The organism is Peptoanaerobacter stomatis, from assembly GCF_000238095.2.
Classification (GTDB): Bacteria; Bacillota; Clostridia; order Peptostreptococcales; family Filifactoraceae; genus Peptoanaerobacter; species Peptoanaerobacter stomatis_A.
This window is the reverse complement of record NZ_JH815226.1, coordinates 277689-295135: the sequence shown is the minus strand read 5'-3', so window position 1 is coordinate 295135 and position 17447 is coordinate 277689. Positions and strand designations below refer to the sequence as shown.

Below are 17447 nucleotides of genomic sequence, written 5' to 3'. Positions count from 1 at the left end.
AGCATACATACAAATAAAATGCTGTATTTCAAATAATTGATTTACAGCATTTTATTATCCACCTATTTGATACATCTTTCTTGTATCTTTTTTTATGAGCATATTATTTTTATCAGTTATTATATTTTTTAAAAAATTGTGGCTTTGAGGTTTGTTGAATATAACATTTTTTATCTTTTCTTTTAAATCATGTTGGTTTATATTTTGATTTATTAACTCTTTTATATCAAGTGTAGAGTCATAGTCCAAGCAAGGTTTAAGTTTACCATCACAAGTTATTCTTATGCGATTGCAACTATCACAGAACATATGAGATACAGCAGATATAAGACCTATATCAGATTTAAAGTTTTCAAAAGAGAAGTAGGTAGCAGGACCATTGCCATGCACTTTTTCAGACTTTTTATAATTGCCATATTTATTAGAGATTATCTCCAATATTTTTTCATTGGATAAAAATTCAAAATTATTACCGTATCCTATTGGCATCATTTCTATAAATCTTACTTTTATATCAGTATTTTTTGCAAGCTCAACAAGTGCGAGTATATCATCTATTTGCGTGTTTATTGGAACTACATTTATTTTTATGTTCATATCTTTATAAGATATTATATGGTTTAGATTTTTTATTATATTGTCAAGTTTAAAATTTGTTATTTGTTCATATTTTTGTGGGTTTAGAGAGTCTAAACTCATATTTATATCTCTTATGCCATTTTCATATAATCTGTCAAAATATCTGTTCAATAACACACCATTTGTAGTCAAAGTTATTTTTTCTATATTCTTTATTGAACGTATTTTTTGTATTACGTCTATTATATCGTGCCTTAACAGTGGTTCTCCACCTGTTAATTTTATTTTTTTTATGCCGAGATCTGACAAAATTTCGCATATATAATAAATTTCATCAATGCTTAATAATTCGGACATATCCAAAAACTTTATAGGAACTCCTTTAGGCATACAATAAACACAACTCAGATTGCATCTGTCTGTTAGTGATATTCTTACATAATCTATATTTCTACCAAATCTATCGAGCATTATAATCTCCACTTTTTCCGCCACTTTTTTCGTCAAGGTGAATGTCGTATATTACCATCGATTTGTCTATTGCTTTGCACATATCATATATTGTAAGCAGTGCTATGCTTACCCCATGCAAAGCCTCCATTTCTACACCTGTTTTGCCTGTGCAAGACACTGTGCAAGTTGACTTTACTGTATAATTTTGTTCATCTATTTCAAAATCAACTGTGCATTTATTGATAAGCAAGGTATGACATAGAGGAATTGCACTTGATGTATTTTTTACAGCCATTATACCTGCTATCCTTGCTACACTTAAAACATCACCTTTTTTATTGCTTATATTTTTTATTGAAGAAATTATTTCTTCATTTAATTTTATATATCCACTTGCAACTGCAACTCTGTCAGTTATATCTTTATCTGATATATCAACCATTATGGCATTGCCATTTTTGTCTATATGAGTAAAATCCATAAATGCCTCCAGCAACAGCTTATAAGAAACGTATTAATATAAAGTAATTTATTATCCAATTACAAAATAAGATAAAATTATGAGAAATGACATTGATTAGATTTATACTAATCCATAATAAAATAATAGATAATCTATATTTAAAGTTTAATAAATAGTGTTATATTTTTACTAAATTTATACAAGATTTCTATCGTTTTATTGAGTTTTAGTATTGATTAGAATGAGCTTATAAAATATTTCTTTTCTTATATTTTTATAAGGATTTAAATAGTAAAAAACTTTACAATTAAGCTATTATATTCATCTTAGCATATAAGGATGATAAAATCAAGAAAGTATTTTTTACGAGATGTATTCGAGTAGATTTTAATTATATAAAGTTATTAAAAAATATATACTTTCAATAAGCATTTTTAGATATTATGAGATTTTAATAAAGCATTAGGATAATAATATAAAAGACGAATGCTTGACTTAATTATTTATTTTATGCTAATATGAGCATAATAATACAAATTAATATGTCATTAATAAGATTTACATATTTTTAATTTTAGCAAGGGTGTTTTTTTATGAAAATATCAAAAATTATAAGCTTAAAAGAACATAATGAAGAAAGATTGGATAATATACCTGTACTTCCTGTAGATATATCAATAGATAAAATAGATGTTTCTAAAATAAATTCTGAAATAATTTATTTTAAAGACAAAGAGAAAATTGTAGGTTATATAGAAAAGGAATTAATATGCTATTTACAGGAAAAAAATTCAAATAATATGTTTTTGAACATTGTAGAAGATATAGAGGAAGCAGTAATAATAATAGATGAATTTGGTAGAATATTTTATGCCAATAAAAATTATCCCAAAATTCTTGGAGTTCCTTTAAATAAAGTAATCGGTAAATATATACAAAATATAGAAAGCAATGCATCTATTATAGAAGTTTTAAAAACTAAAAAGCCTATAATTAAGAGCAATCATCTTATTAAAAGTATTGAAAAATATGTTAATGTAAGAATATACCCATTTTTTGTAAACAATACATTTGCAGGAGCATATTCAATTTTTACTGATGTTACTGAGCTGAATTATTTAAATCAGGAAGTAATAAGAATATCAAATGTTGCATCACAATATAATGAAAAACTGATTGCACAAGAAAAATTAAAAGAGTTAAAGATAGTGGGGAAAAATAAAAATTTTTTGAATCTAATAACCAAATCGCTTTCTGTAGCCAAAACGGACGCTTCAGTTTTAATTTTGGGAGAAAACGGATCAGGAAAAGATATACTTGCAAAATTTATACATAAAAATTCAAAAAGAGCAGATGAGCCTTTTATTATATTGAATTGTGCGGCAATTCCTGAAAATCTTATTGAAAGTGAAATGTTTGGGTATTATGCAGGTGCATTTACCGGAGCTAAGAAAACAGGTCAGGTAGGTAAATTTCAAATGGCCGATAAAGGAACTATATTTTTAGATGAAGTAGGAGATATGTCTTTATCTATGCAAGCTAAGCTGCTTAGAACTTTGGAAACTGGAGAAATTGAAAAAATAGGTGGAGGTCAGAATATAAAAGTAGATGTTAGAGTTATTGCAGCAACAAATCAGAAACTTGAAAGCAAAATTGAAGACGGTAGTTTTAGACAAGATTTATTTTACAGATTATCTGTTGTAACGTTAGAATTACCTCCACTTCGTAAGCGTGGAGTTGATATAACTCTATTTATAAATTATTTTTTACAGAAATATAATTTAAAGTATAATAAAAATCTTATGGTATCTAAAGAAGCATATGATATATTATTAGAATATAATTGGCCTGGAAATATAAGAGAGTTGAAAAATTGCATTGAACATTGTGTTATTTTAGCGAATGGTAACTCAATAGAAATAGAAAATCTTCCAAAAAGATTGCAAAATATAAAAAATAAAACTATATCAACGACTTTACAGGAACATGTACAAGAAAAAGAAAAAGAAATAATTGAAAATACACTTAGAGTTTGCAATTATAATATAAATGCAGCAAAAACCATGCTAAATATAAGTGAAAGAACTATATATAGGAAAATTAAAGCTTATAACATAATATTGCCAAAAGTGACAAAATAGATATATTATTTTGCCTAAAATGGCAAAAAATTTAATATAATATGATTAATAAAAAGATATGAAAATCTTATATTTAAAAGGTTTTTTCATATCTTTTTATTTTGGCACAAATTTTGCTTTATAATATTGGTAGAAAGCATTTATAAAAAAATAGTTTTATTTAAAGTATTTTGTTTTATGTAGATTTAATGTATAAAAATAAATTATGTTAGTCATTATATTATTAAATTTAATACTTTTAAGGAGAAAGGAGTTTGTGTTGTGAATGAAGGTAAGGTTATAAGAATAGGTGGAGGGCAAGGATTTTGGGGCGACAGTCCTGATGCTGCAATAGACATGGTAAAAAATGGAAATCTTAATTATATGGCTTGTGATTATTTAGCAGAACTAACTATGTCTATATTGCAAAAGCAAAAAAATAAAGATCCGAAAGCAGGGTTTGCAAAAGATTTTATAAATCTTTTTGAGATGATTGGTAAAGAGGCATTTGAAAAAAAGGTAAAAATTATTTCAAATGCAGGTGGCGTAAATGTAGAAGAAGCAGTCAAACAGATAGAATATGTTTCTAAAAAAAATTATATGAAAGATTTTAAAATAGGATATGTTTTAGGAGATGATTTAAAAGATGAACTTTTAGGGCTTATGGAGGAAGGCTATGAATTTATAAATTCAGACAACGGAAGGAAATTAGAAGAAATAAAAGATTCTATACTAAATGCAAACGTTTATTTTGGCAGAGAGCCTATAATTGAGTGCTTAGAAGAAGGAGCAGATATAGTAGTAACAGGCAGAGCAGCAGATTCGGCACTTTTTCTATCTCCATTGATGCACGAATTTAAGTGGAGCAACGATGATTATGATAACATAGCAAGAGGTATTATTGTAGGTCATTTGCTTGAATGCGGGGGACAAGCATCAGGTGGAAATTTTGATTATGCTTGGCGTGATGTACCTGATATGGATAATTTAGGTTTTCCTATTGCAGAAGTCACAAAAAATAAAACGTTTATAACAAAAACTTCTACAACAGGAGGTTTGATAACGGAGCAAAGCTTAAAAGAACAACTGTTGTATGAGATACATGATCCGGCAAATTATATAACTCCAGATATTGTTGCAGATATAAGCAAAGTTTCTTTAAAAGAAATAGAAAAAAACAAAGTGGAAATAAAAAATATTAAAGGAAAAACTCCACCGGAAAAATTGAAATTATCAATAGGTTATCATGCCGGATATAAAGTTGAAACTTTTCTAAATTTTGTTTGGCCGGATGCTTATGAAAAAGCAAAATTTGCTTCAGAAATAATAATGAAAAAAATGAAAAGAAAGAACTTAAAATATGATGACATACGAATAGATTTTATAGGTCTTAATGCGCTGCTTTTAGATGTTGCAAACATGGATGAAGATTTAGTTAAGAATATGAATGAAGTAGTAATGAGAATTGCTATAAGAACTCAGACAAAGGATGAAGCAAAAAAACTTATTCCTGAAATTTCTCCTTTACAATTAAATGGTCCACAAGGGGCAAGTTTTTTTGGAGGCAGATCACGAATTCAGGATGTGATAGGTCTTTGGCCTACGTTAATTCCGCGAGATATGGTAAAACTTTCATCAAATGTTTTGGAGGTTAAATAATGGAAAAAATATATTTAAGAGAAATTGCACATGGACGTTCCGGAGACAAAGGAAATATAAGTAATATATGTGTTTATGCCAGAGATGCAAGTGATTATGAATTTATAAAAAAAGTTTTAACAGTAGAAAAGGTGAGGCAACATTTTAAGAATATGGTGAAAGGAGATATAACAAGGTATGAAGTAGAATCATTAAATGGATTCAATTTTGTATTAAAAGATGCTCTTGGTGGTGGAGCTACAACTTCTTTGAGATTAGATTCTTTAGGGAAATCCATGGGGTCTGCTATGATGAGAATAGAAATTGATAAGGAAGATTATATGAATTATAGAAAGGGGATAAAAAATGAAAAATAGTACATATTCAGGGTTTTATAAATTATCTGTAGAAGAAAGACTAAAAGAAGTGGCAGAATTTGCAAATTTAGAAGATAAACATATAAAAACTATACAAAATCCGGAAGTTTTGGATATAGAAAAAGCTGATAATATGATAGAAAACGTTATCGGACGATTCACACTACCACTTGGTGTAGCTCTTAACTTTATGATAAATGGTAAAGATTATATAATTCCAATGGTTACAGAGGAAGCATCAGTAGTTGCAGCTGCAAGTAATGCGGCAAAATTGGCAAGAGATAGTGGAGGGTTTTATACAAACAATACAGGTTCAATAATGATTGCACAGGTTCAAGTTACAGATATTTTAGATGTAGATTATACAAGAATAATAATATATGAACATAAGGATGAAATTTTGAAAATATGTAATGAAAGAGATCCCATATTAGTAAAATATGGTGGTGGAGCAAAGGATATAGATGTAAGAATTATAAATTCTAAAGATGAAGATTTTATTGTTGTCCATCTAAAGGTAAATACATTAGATGCTATGGGTGCAAATGCAGTAAATTCTATGGCAGAAGCTGTTGCACCGTTTATAGAAAAAATAACAGGTGGAAAAGTATATCTGAGGATATTGTCAAATTTGGCTGTTGAAAGATTATTCAGATCAAGAACAAAAGTAAAAAAAGAAGCACTTGGCGGTGAAGAAGTTGTAGATAAAATAATATCTGCTTATAAATTTGCAAATGCAGATCCATTTAGGGCTACTACACATAATAAAGGGATAATGAATGGGATATCTGCTGTAGTATTAGCTACAGGAAATGATACACGTGCAATAGAGTCAGGGGCACATTCTTATGCTGCAATATCAGGAAAATATAAATCTTTAACTACTTGGCAAAAAGATAAAGATGGAGATCTTGTTGGAACAATTGAAATACCACTTGCAGTTGGACTTGTAGGAGGAGCAACTAAAATACATCCGGTAGCTCAAGCAGCTATAAAAATATTAGGAGTAAAAACAGCAGGAGAATTAGGAGATATAATAGCCTCAGTTGGTCTTGCACAAAACTTGGCAGCTATAAAAGCGTTGGCTACTGAAGGAATACAAAGAGGGCATATGTCATTACATGCAAAAAATATTGCAGTGACTGCAGGAGCAAAAGGTGAAGAACTTGATAGGATAGTAAAAAAGATGATAGAGGATAAAAATATCAATTTAGATTATGCAAAATCTCTATTGAACAAATAGGAGGTTGTCATGAATAAAGAAAACTTGGGGAAATATACAGAGGTTTGGGGAGATACGGTTGTTTTAAAAGAGCTTATATACTCTTGTATAATTGGAGTCTCAATAACAATGATAATGTTTTTTATAGGTAAAAACATATTTACTTCTATGGAAAATATAGAAAAGTCTCTTGCAAATGGATATGCTTTGCTTGTAGGAGTGCTTGGATGCATAATGTCAGGTTTTATTTGTGCAAAATTATTTAAACCGAAAAGAAAAGTAGAAGAGGTCTTTGAATTTGAAGATATAGAACATATTTTAGAAGTTGCAGGAATATCAGTAGAAGAAGAAAGAAAATATCTTGCAAACTTAGACGATGAAATAATAAAAGAATTAGAAGATTTAGAGTTATACGCACTTCTTTCTTTAATTCCTGAAGATTCAAAAAACTATAAGGAGGAGTATAAAGAAAAACTGAGAGGAGATGAGAAATAATGAGTATTATATTAATATTGCAAGCCTTTTTGGCAGCTTTTTTAGGGGGAATAATTTATTCTATAATAGGAATAATACCAGGGACTGATGAAACGGCAACAATGGCACCTGTAACATTGGTTTTAGTTTTATTAAAATTACCGCCTGTTGTATTATTTTCGTGGACAATAGGTATAATAGTTGCTATGCAAATAACACATACAGTTCCTACATCTATGGCTGCTCTCCCAGGTTCAACAATGGCAGTACCTATGGTATATTACTCTTCACTTGCAAAGAGACTTGGGATACCGCATATATCAATGAGAAAAATGGCAGCAGGTTCATTATTAGGTTCTATAGTGGCACTTCCTGTTTCAATTATATGTGCATTTATACTTGCTCCTCTTGGAGGAAAGATAAGTCCTTATATGGGAGCAATATTTACTATAGGAGCGATATTGATTGCATATATGTCTAATGCAAAATGGGCAGCAGTAATCTTTCTAATTCCTTATTCATTTTTGATTCAGGGATTTCAAAGATTAGCAGTAGAGTCAGTGGGAAAAAACTTATTTATATCAATATTTATGGGTATTACAATAGGTCCTATGATTTCTGAGCTGTTTAATGTACTAATTCCATCAATGAGGTACAGACAAAGAAGAGATAAGCCATCTGAAATATGGTTGGCACCAGATTCAAAAGAAAAAATGAATTTTTATCCTAATCCGTTAAAACTATTAAGTAAAAAGCAAAAGAAAGCGATTTTAGTTACATCTACAATAGGAACGGCAGGATTTACGCTTTCTCCGGTAGGAATGACAGTTTTACTCGGTGAACTTATAAGTGGAAAAACAAAAGAACTTTATGAAAAAATTACTACAACTGTAAGTGTTCAGGATGCGGTTAGTAATGCAACTTATATAGGAGGATTAATAATTCCTTTACTTGCATTCGGTCTTCCTTTGAGTCCTGTCGCACTTGGACCTGCAGCACCATTATTCAATGCTCCACCTGTATTCACAATAGATCCAGTAAACAACCTCCATAATTATCTTGAAGTATGGCATTATATAGTCTATGGAGCGATAGGCATAATTGGCGGGACTTTAGTGGCATACCCTATATCTATAAAGAAAGCAAGATCATGGACAGAAAAAATGTTTAAAAATATAAGTCATGAAGCATTAATAGGTGCATTTTTAGGTCTTATATTTATGCTTGCTTATTATGAAGCAGGAATAATTGGAATAGTAATTGCACTTTGTATAGGGCTTTTTGGAGGAATAATGCACAATATTTTTGAAATACATACTGGTGTTCAGTTTATGGCTTATTATGCTTCAGCCTTCATAGTAAATCAGCTATTAGCAATAGCAAAAATATGAAATGTTAAAATTATTCTTTTTAAAAAAACTATTATTGCAGCAATAAGTTATTAAAAAATAAATTATTGGTGTAATATAAAAATCAATTAAATAATTAATATTATTAAACATTTAGTATTTTTAGTTGAGTTTAGTACAAAATTTTTATATAATATAGATAAAATTATAATGTTAATGGATAATATGCGTTTTATAATGCTATATTATCCATTAATTCTTTTGTATTATAGCAATATTATTAACAGATTTATGTAAATTGTATATAATATTATGTAAAATGGAAATTTAATAAAAAAATATATTATAAATTGATTTACATAGAATTGTAGGTATGTTATAATAATATACGATGCATTGTGTATTTTTATAAACTTATTTACTATAGTCAATTAAGCATGGCTGCTTATTTTATATAGCATTAACATTTATTAAAGAACGGATATTTCCGTTATCTGTAAAAATGTGTTTTTTTATATATAGATGTCTGTGTAAATTATATAAATGATTTAATTTATAATTAGTTTTTAGTTTAATTATATATTTTTACAATAAATGAACTTAATTATATAAATTTTTATAAATATTATTTTTCAAGGCGTCTTTTAATAACGGCAATGATTTAATATACTGTAAGAATAAGAAAAAAATTAGCCTGTGGAGCTAAACGGAGGGATATTATGACTAACAGTAAAAGCATTAAAAGTTTGGTTATATATGGATTGTGTATAGCACTTGTTTGTGTTATGACCATGGTGGTACAAATACCTGTGCCTATGACGCAAGGATATGTACATCTTGGTGATAGTTGTATACTTTTGATAGCAATATTTTTTGGAAAAAAATATGGTGCAGCTGCCGGAGGTTTGGGTTCTGCTCTTGCAGATATACTTTCAGGATATGCACATTGGGCATTGTTTACATTGATAATTAAAGCACTCATGGGATTTGTAGCCGGTTCATTATCAAATTACAGATATTCAAAATCAAAATTTATGTCTGTAAATACAACAATAGCTTCACTTGTTACGATAGCTGTTATGGTAATAGGATATTTAATAGGTGGGACTATATTGAAAGGAAGTCTTGCTGTAGCTCTTACTTCAGTTCCGTCAAATGCTGTACAAGGTGTGATGGGAATGGTATTATTTTTTGCTATTGGAAAAGCATTTGACAAGGTGCACATAAACAATTATATACACAAATTTCAAAATTAGTTTAGATTTATAATGAATTAGAAAAATATATTTAAAGTTTAAAAGTTCTATAATATCTGTTGGTGGGAAGACTCTAACAGATATTTTTTTATGTAAAAAAAATTGCCAAATGGGTTTTTATACTAAAATCTTATAGAATAATGTAAAAACATAACAATTAATTTTTCTTATAAACTATTTGTATTAATTTTATTAGAAAATAGTATTATTCAGTAAATCATTTTATATAAGGTTTATTATAACAGTGTATTCTCCAAATTATAAAAATATATATAATTATGAAAAATATTAATTGCATATACAAAAAAAATGTGATATAATTTCTCACATGATAAATGATATCCTATTATTAAAGAGTTATTTATTAAATATGCAAAATAATTATACACTTATGGATATTTTGTTGACAAAATATACTTTATGAGTATAATATAGAAGTTAAATTTATTTTACTAATACAAATAAGTAGAATTTTTTAACAATATTTAATTATTTATGAAAGGAGTGATACTATATAGAAATTTCAATATGTATAATTCTAACATTGTGTATTGCTATTAATTTTAGCGATATTTTGAGAAAAAACAGTAAAATTTTTTATGGAGTAGCCTATTTAATAACAATTTCAGATTTGATCTATAGGAAATTTTCCATGTCAGTACCTCAAACAATGCCTAATATTTTACGTATTATAGAAAAACCACTTTCTATGGGGGCTTTATCTGCTGCAATATTTGTTGTAGTAATGTATACAGGTGCCTTGGACAATAGAAGAGATTACACTAAAAAGCTTATGTCCGTAAGGGCAGAGTTATCAATATTGGGATGTATTTTTTTCTTGGCGCATACAATACCATATTGCATACAGTTTTTCAAAACTATTGATAAAGTGAATATGTCATCAGCTTTTTCTATAATTTCAATACTTACAATATTAGCCATTATAATAATGCTTCCATTATGGATAACTTCATATAAGAACATAAGGAAGAAAATAAAGGCAAAGACTTGGAAAAATCTGCAAAAATTGGCATATATTATGTATTTATTGATATATTTACATATAAGCGTATTGTTTCTTTTATGGACAAAGAAATATGATAAATTTATCATATATACATTAATTTTTGGTGTGTATGCAGTGCTTAGAATAAGAAAATATATCATTCAAAATAAAAAAAGAAAAAATAATTAAATCAAGTTTGTAATTTATTAGAGAGGAAATAGCAAGAATTATGAAGAGAAAAATATTATCATTTGCCTTAACATCAATATTAGTGCTTACCGGATGCTCAGGTAACGATAATCAACAAAAAAATAATGACAAGGCAGACACAAAAGTAGAACAATCAAAAGAAGAAACTGCTAAGAACGAAGACAAGAAAGAAGAAGAGAAAAAAGCTGAAGAGAGTAAAGAAGAAACTAAGAAAGAAGAAACACAAGACTCTAAAACAGAAGAGCCAAAAACAGAACAAGTTAAAACTGAAGAATCAAAGAAAGAAGAACCAAAAGCTGAAAAACCTAAACAAGAAACAAAGACGCAAACAGCAAGTCAGCCTAAACAGGAAACTCCAAAAGCTGAACCTAAGAAAGAAGAACCAAAAAAAGAAGAGCCAAAAAAAGAAACAGCCGCTCCAAAGACAAAATATAAGGATGGGACATATACGGCGACTGCAAAAGGATATGATAATAGAGATACAACTGTAAGTGTAACAATATCTGGAGATAAAATAACAGATGTGTCAGTTGTAAGCTCAGGTGATGATGAACCATATATATCAATGGCAAAAGAACAAATAATAGGAGCAATCGTTGCAAATCAAAGTGCAAGTGTGAGCGCGGTATCAGGAGCAACATTCTCATCAAACGGAATAATAAATGCAGCGGCAAGTGCAATAGCTCAAGCACAAAATTAAGATTAATTTATAGTTTTAATCAACTTTCCCTAATAAAAATTAAATTATTTATAATTTATAAAAAAATCAAAATTTATGTTTTAAAACTTTATAAAATTATATTATATAGCAAATTAACTTGAAACATATACTTATTTATTTTTAAAAAATCATTTATAGGTTAATTGTTTATATGGGAAAGTTGATTAATATCAATATACGAAAATTGATTTTTTTATAATAACTATTCTATAATATATAACAATTCAAATTACTTATAATATTTAATATATTGGTTATTTAAATATCAAATTATATTAGTTTTAAATTACAAAAATATTATAAATCGATATTATCTAATTTAGAAATTAATAAATCATATTAATTATTTTTTGTTTCATAATAAACCTGTTTTATAATTTAAAGTATTATTAAATTCTTATTAAAAACATTTTTTAAATATCTTGTGCAATAACACCATTTTATTAATATATTTTTTATCTGACTATTAAGCCCCAAATTAATTAAAAAGAAAGGGAAGATAAATGAAGAGAAAAAGAATAGCACTTGCGCTTTCGTTGATAATGATACTCACAAGCATAAACATACCATTATCACAAGCACAAAGCGACATAGAAAATCACTGGGCAAAACAAACAATAACAAAATGGCAACAAGAAGGACTCCTAAAAGGAGATAAAAACGGGAACATAAACCCTGACAACAACATAACAAGAGCAGAATTCATAACACTGATAAACAAAGCATTAGGATACAACAAAACAGGAGACAAAATAAAAACATATAAAGACATAAAACAAACAGACTGGTACTACAGCCAAATAATGACAGCAATAGAACAAGGATATATAAACGGAACAAGCAAAGATACAATATCACCAGGCAGCAACATAACAAGACAAGAAGTAATGACAATAATAAACAAAATAGCAAACCCAAAAAGCCAAAGCCAAATAGACAAAAATCAAATAAAAGACATAGAAAAAACATCAAGTTGGGCAAAACAATCAGTACAAAACATGATAGAAAACGGATATATAGCAGGATATCAAAACCAAATAAACCCAACAAACAAAATGACAAGAGCAGAAGCAATAACCCTAATAGAAGCCTACAAACAAAACAACAGAACACTAAGCTTCAAAGGAGAATACAACTTAGGACAAATAAACAATTTAACAATACTAACAGGAGACATAACAATAAAAGACACCCAAATACAAGACCTGATAATAGACAAACAAGCAAAAGGGAAAATACAATTACAAAACGTACAAATAAAAGGCAAGATACAAAACAACAGCAGTGAATTACAAATAATACAAGACAAAGAAGAAAATAAACAAGAAAACAAACAAGAACAACAAAAATACAAAGACGGACAATACGAAGGAAAAGCAAAAGGATACGCAAGCGACATAAAAGTAAAAGTAACAATAGAAAAAGGAAAAATATCAAAAATAGAAGTAATAGAGCAAAAAGAAGACCAAATATACTGGAACCAAGCAAAAAAAGTAATAGACAGAATAATAGAAAAACAAGACATCCAAGTAGATGTAAGTGCAGGAGCCACAATATCAAGTAAAGGAATAATGTACGCAGTACAAGACGCATTAGGAAAAGCAGAAAACAAAAAAGAAGAAACAAAAGCACAAGAAGAATACAAAGACGGAGAATATATAGGAGAAGCAAACGGATTTTCAGGGACAGTAAAAGTAAAAGTAACAATAAAAGACAAAAAAATAGAACAAGTAGAAGTAATAAGCCACTCAGACGACACAAGCTATATGGACTCAGCCAAGAACATAATACAAGACATAAAAAGAAAACAAAAAGCAGAAGTAGAAGTAATAAGCGGAGCAACATACAGCAGTAACGGAATAATAAACGCAACAAAAGACGCATTAGAACAAGCCAAAGGAAAGACAACAAAACCAGGACAATCAGAATATGCAATAAAGAATATGGACGGAGGAGCAAGTACAGCAGGAGGAAGTGGTTCAGCAGGAGCAAAACAAGAAACAGACTTTACAGACCTAAAAGACGGAGAATATGAAGGGATAGCAAGCGGATATTATACAAACTCCATAAAAGTAAAAGTAACAGTAAGCGCAGGAAAGATAACAAAAATAGAAGTAACAAATGGAGATGACAAAGGATATCTTACAAAAGAAAAAGAAGAAAAACTTATAAAAAGCATAATAGACAATCAATCAACAAAAGTAGACACGATGTCAGGAGCAACATACTCATCAAGAGGAGTAATAAATGCAGTTGTAAATGCTCTAAGTGGAGCAAAAACAGTATTAAGCATATTATCAAATAACGACGCTGAAGAGAAATTATTTGATGGAGAAAATAAAACACAAGAAATAGTAGAGATTGAAAGAGCAAGAAATAATAATGAAGCTACACCTAATGTAAAAGTGCAAAATATGACAATATCAAAAAAATTGACAATAAAAGACAGTATGAGAGACGGAACTGTAACTTTTGAAAATGTTACAGTTAATGGAGATATTTTGATACAAGGCGGTGGAGAACATAGTGTTTATTTCAAAAATTGTACATTAAGAGGTACTGTAACAGTAGATAAACAAATAAGACAAAGAGTTAATGTAGTATTTGATGAAAATACAAAAGTAAACGGAAAACTTGTATTAAAAACACCTGCAATAGTCAATACAAAAGGGAATACGGTAATTCCTAATTTAGAATTATCAAGCTCTCTTGGAAATAATCATCAGACAGCAATAAATGCCAATGTTACAAAGTTGGATGTAAAAACAACAAATGCAAACATATTAATAGATGAAGACAGTAAAGTAGGTAATATAAATCTACCTAACAGTGTACAACGATATGAAAACAATAAGACAACTTATACGAATCAAGACGGTACATTTAAGTTGGAAATTAAAAGACCTGAAAATATAAATAACGGTTCAAATACAAATCCTTCAATGAGAGTGGTATATGGATATTCAAATGTTGACCAGGTAAAATATCCTAGCGTTGCACCTTTCATACATCCGCCGTTTTATGATATGAGAGTAAAAGTTGTGCTTGATAGCAGCAACAGAATCATATCCGTATCTAACGATGAAACGGGAGTAAAAGGATTGCCTGAGGGAGTGTCTCCTGAAAGTTGGAGCAGACATGAGCGTTATTGGAACAGAATGATAGCTGGAAACATATTTGATAAATTTACAGGCAAAACATTGGTGCAAGTAAAAGCTATGCAAATGGATAAAGGACAACCTGACGTAGTAACAGGAGCTACTGCCAACAGCTTAGCTATGAAACAGGCTGTTATCAATGCCATAGAAGGCAAAAAAGGCAGAGGATTTTTAACAAGTACACAAACTTTAAAAGCTGTATCGAAAGTTCAACAAGGTGTAACGATAGTTAATTTCACCAATACTTTACCTAATGATTTTAAGATTAAATTATTAAGTGTTGCTCATACTGTATATAATGGAGAACAAGTTATTCAAGGTGTTACATTAAACGAAGACGGAACAGTGCTTACAATACCGAATAATTTAAAAGCGGGTCATTATTATGTAAATATTTTAGATGACAGTAATTCTTACCGTTCGCCTGATTTTGAAGGAGGAGTCGGAGAAAATGGGCACTATCCTTACTTTGTTGTAAAAAGTAATGCAACACTGTCATTTGCAGATGACAAATTAACAGTTAGTGATGGTGACCTTAAAAATGTCTATGATAACATTGAACATATAATAATAACTGATGTTCAAGAAAAGGCAAGCAATCCAAAATATAGAGCGACTGAAATAGAACCTATAGGACATCATGGAACCAAAGGGAGAACACCTGTTACAGTATTATTTGATGAAAATACCGGTGAATTGAAACATAATGCAAAAATAAGCGGAAGAGGCGGAGACACACCTATATTTAAATATGGAAAACAATATAAAATTGAAGTGGAAGCATTCGGTTATAATAAAGTTGAAATTGACTATGTTGCAAATAAAACAAATAAGATATTAACTGGTGACGCTAACGTAGATCAAGTGAAATATCCGTTTGTAGATCCGTTTATACATCCGCCGTTCTTTAATGCAAGAGTAATAGTTGAATTAGATTCTGATGGGAAAATAATATCTGTAAAAGATAACAAAACAGGTGAAGAAGGACTTGCTCCAGGCGGAAGTAAAGATCTTTGGAATAGGAGGAATAAACGTTATTGGGACAAAGCGGTAACAGAAGGTAAAATATTTGATAAATTTAAAGATAAAACATTGGCTGAAGTAGAAGCTATGCAAATGGATACAGGTGGGGCTGACGTAGTATCGGGAGCTACTGCCAACAGCTTAGCTATAAAACAGGCCGTTATCAATGCAATAAATGAAAAAAATGGTAAACTTTTCTTAAAATCAGATCAAACATTGACTGCAAATCCGTTGATGATAAATAAAACAACATCGGAAGTAATGTTGACAAATACATTGCCTAATGATTTTGATATAGAGTTAATCGGTGTTATAGGAGGAGTATATAATTCTACAACAGATAGTATTTTAGGATTTAATATAGAAGCAGATGGGACTAAACTTACTATACCTGATAATCTTAAAGCCGGACACTACTATATCAATATAATAGATAGAAGTCAAAAATATCGCTCACCTGATTTTGAAAGCGGACATGGAACACCTGTGCATTATCCATATTTTGTAATAAAAAATGATGCTACATTAGGATTTACAAATAGCAGACTTACAGTCAGCGATAATGATCTTGAAAATGTATTAAAAAATATTAAAGAGATAGTTGTAAAAGACAAATCAAGATTAGGCGAAGCCGGATATGAAGGTGAAGAATTGGAAACAGTAGGACATCACGGAACAGTGGATGAAGACGGTGCTAATTTCTTTAACAAAGACGGTTCTATAAACTTGGATACAAAATCTTGGATAAGAGTGAATGGAAAATGGGAAACACGACCAATGTTTGAAATAGGCAAAGAATATCAAATAGAAGTTGATGTTTGGGGATTTGAAAACAAATTTATATTTGATTATACAGCCTCTAATATACTCCCTCCACCAGCACCGTTATTAGTGGAAAAATTTGGAGAAGCAGAAGTAGAAAAGTATAGATATACAGTCAAATTAAAAGTGGTATTAGACTCGGACAATAAAGTTGTATCTGTAGAGGATAACGGAACTAATACAAGAGGAAATAATCGTTGGTGGAAAAGAGCTACAGCAGGATTATTCAGTAAGTTTGTAGGTAAAACATTAAGTCAAGTGGAAGCTATGAATGTTGAAAGAAGGGGTGCAGATGTTGTATCAAGTGCAACTTACACTTCAAAAGCTTTAAAACAAGCGGTAATAAATGCTTTTAATAATTAATAACAAATAATATAAAAAATAGGGTGCAGTTTGTACCCTATTTTTTTGTAAAATGTAATATATATTACTGATTATATTTTGAATAGAAGTATAATAATATATAGGAAACGTTTATAAATTAATCATTCTGTTATAAATAATAACTCAAATATATTTTGCTATTATAAGTTTTTTACAAATATACACGAAGCAGAAATTTATAAAAGTATTGGC

At 29.2% G+C, this 17447-nt stretch carries 12 protein-coding genes; 10 read left to right on the top strand and 2 right to left on the bottom strand.

Annotated elements, in window-relative coordinates:
• Window positions 1-54 precede the first annotated feature (54 nt).
• Both moaA and moaC read right to left on the bottom strand, forming a co-directional pair.
• The gene (gene moaA / locus HMPREF9630_RS09560) at window positions 55-1050 is read right to left on the bottom strand and encodes a GTP 3',8-cyclase MoaA (protein WP_009528293.1); all 996 of its coding nucleotides are present in this window, start codon (window positions 1048-1050) and stop codon (window positions 55-57) included.
• Window positions 1040-1513, bottom strand: a complete 474-nt coding sequence (moaC, locus tag HMPREF9630_RS09555) for a cyclic pyranopterin monophosphate synthase MoaC (RefSeq protein WP_009528270.1) — start codon at window positions 1511-1513, stop codon at window positions 1040-1042. The genes moaA and moaC overlap by 11 nt, the downstream gene beginning before the upstream one ends.
• Before the next feature lie 575 nt (window positions 1514-2088).
• Here moaC and HMPREF9630_RS09550 point away from each other — a divergent pair.
• From HMPREF9630_RS09550 to HMPREF9630_RS09505, 10 genes are all read left to right on the top strand, one after another.
• Window positions 2089-3636, top strand: a complete 1548-nt coding sequence (locus HMPREF9630_RS09550) for a sigma-54 interaction domain-containing protein (protein ID WP_009528269.1) — start codon at window positions 2089-2091, stop codon at window positions 3634-3636.
• Window positions 3637-3897: 261 nt separating this feature from the next.
• Window positions 3898-5274, top strand: coding sequence for an acyclic terpene utilization AtuA family protein (locus HMPREF9630_RS09545; RefSeq protein WP_009528268.1), 1377 nt, complete (start codon window positions 3898-3900; stop codon window positions 5272-5274).
• The gene (locus HMPREF9630_RS09540; protein WP_009528267.1) at window positions 5274-5630 is read left to right on the top strand and encodes an AtuA-related protein; all 357 of its coding nucleotides are present in this window, start codon (window positions 5274-5276) and stop codon (window positions 5628-5630) included. Before HMPREF9630_RS09545 ends, HMPREF9630_RS09540 begins: the two co-directional genes overlap by 1 nt.
• The gene (locus HMPREF9630_RS09535) at window positions 5620-6873 is read left to right on the top strand and encodes a hydroxymethylglutaryl-CoA reductase, degradative (protein ID WP_009528266.1); all 1254 of its coding nucleotides are present in this window, start codon (window positions 5620-5622) and stop codon (window positions 6871-6873) included. Before HMPREF9630_RS09540 ends, HMPREF9630_RS09535 begins: the two co-directional genes overlap by 11 nt.
• A gap of 9 nt (window positions 6874-6882) precedes the next feature.
• Window positions 6883-7347 carry a hypothetical protein gene (locus HMPREF9630_RS09530; protein ID WP_009528265.1) on the top strand — a complete coding sequence of 155 codons (465 nt, stop codon included), beginning with the start codon at window positions 6883-6885 and terminating at the stop codon, window positions 7345-7347.
• Window positions 7347-8717: a tripartite tricarboxylate transporter permease gene (locus tag HMPREF9630_RS09525; RefSeq protein ID WP_009528264.1), complete on the top strand. Its 1371-nt coding sequence runs from the start codon at window positions 7347-7349 to the stop codon at window positions 8715-8717. The genes HMPREF9630_RS09530 and HMPREF9630_RS09525 overlap by 1 nt, the downstream gene beginning before the upstream one ends.
• Window positions 8718-9394: 677 nt before the next feature.
• Window positions 9395-9931 (top strand): ECF transporter S component, encoded by a 537-nt coding sequence (locus HMPREF9630_RS09520; protein WP_009528263.1) that lies wholly within the window; start codon window positions 9395-9397, stop codon window positions 9929-9931.
• A 652-nt stretch (window positions 9932-10583) separates the two neighbouring features.
• A complete protein-coding gene (locus tag HMPREF9630_RS09515; protein ID WP_009528292.1) occupies window positions 10584-11126 on the top strand; it encodes a ferric reductase-like transmembrane domain-containing protein in 543 nt (180 codons plus the stop codon).
• Between the two features lie 40 nt (window positions 11127-11166).
• A complete protein-coding gene (locus HMPREF9630_RS09510) occupies window positions 11167-11847 on the top strand; it encodes an FMN-binding protein (protein ID WP_009528262.1) in 681 nt (226 codons plus the stop codon).
• 524 nt (window positions 11848-12371) lie between these two features.
• Window positions 12372-17234 carry an FMN-binding protein gene (locus HMPREF9630_RS09505; protein ID WP_009528291.1) on the top strand — a complete coding sequence of 1621 codons (4863 nt, stop codon included), beginning with the start codon at window positions 12372-12374 and terminating at the stop codon, window positions 17232-17234.
• Window positions 17235-17447 lie beyond the last annotated feature (213 nt).